Consider the following 1,218-nt stretch of genomic DNA (forward strand, 5'->3'; position numbering starts at 1 on the left):
GTCGCAGCGCCCGCGGTGCCCGCTCCGGTGATCCCGGCACCGGCCCCGCTGCCCACCCCGCAGGAGCTGCACCAGCAGGCCGAGAAGGCGCTGCAGGACGTAGCCGGACAGGTCGACACCGCCGTCAAGGCGCTGTTCACCCCGCCTGCGCCGCCCGCCCCGCCGCAGGGCTGACACCGCGAGGGGGTACTCGCGAGCAGTCTTTGAGACACTGGACGGGTGACGTCTGCGAGCGATGCCTTCCCGACCCCGTCCGGCCTGTCCGGCACCACCCGATCGGCCGAGCTCTTCGCCGAGGCCCGTGAGCTGATCCCAGGCGGGGTCAACTCCCCGGTCCGCGCCTTCAACTCCGTCGGCGGAACCCCGCGTTTCATGCGTGAAGCGCGGGGTTCTCGCATGACGGACGTCGACGGCAACACCTATATCGACCTGGTGTCCTCCTGGGGCCCGATGATCCACGGCCACGCCCACCCCGCGATCGTCGAGGCCGTGCGGGAAACCGCCACCCGCGGCCTGAGCTTCGGCACCCCCACCGAGGGCGAGGTCGACCTGGCCCGCGAGATCGTGGGGCGGACCTCCGTCGAGGAGGTGCGCCTGGTCAACTCCGGTACCGAGGCCACCATGAGTGCGGTGCGACTGGCGCGCGGCTTCACCGGCCGGTCCAAGGTGGTCAAGTTCTCCGGCTGCTACCACGGTCACGTGGACGCGCTGCTGGCCGACGCGGGGTCGGGGCTCGCGACGTTCGCCCTGCCGGATTCGCCCGGCGTGACCGGTGCGACCGCCCACGACACGATCGTGCTCCCGTACAACGACGTCGAGGCGGCCCGCCTGGTGTTCGCCACCCACGGCAGCGAGATCGCCTGCGTGATCACCGAGGCCGCCGCCGGCAACATGGGCACGGTCCCGCCGCTGCCCGGCTTCAACGAGGAGCTGCGCACCCTGTGCTCCGAGAACGGCGCGCTGCTGGTGATGGACGAGGTCATGACCGGCTTCCGGGCCGGCGACCGCGGCTGGTGGGGGATCGACGGAGTGGCCGGTGACCTGACCACCTTCGGCAAGGTCATGTCCGGCGGCCTGCCCGCCGCCGCGTTCGGTGGACGCGCCGACGTGATGTCCGCGCTCGCCCCCGCCGGGCCCGTCTACCAGGCCGGCACGCTGTCCGGGAACCCCGTCGCGGTGGCGGCGGGCCTCGCCTCGCTGCGCCTGGCCGACCACTCC

The 1,218-nt window shown here is 72.7% G+C and carries 1 protein-coding gene; it reads left to right on the top strand.

The features are described 5' to 3' along the window. Window positions 1–258: 258 nt before the first annotated feature. Window positions 259–1,218, top strand: a 960-nt coding sequence (locus G6027_RS16320; protein ID WP_182638070.1) for a glutamate-1-semialdehyde 2,1-aminomutase, incomplete at its 3' end; no start/stop codon positions are given.

This window comes from Dietzia sp. SLG310A2-38A2, assembly GCF_014145095.1.
Lineage (GTDB): Bacteria > Actinomycetota > Actinomycetes > Mycobacteriales > Mycobacteriaceae > Dietzia.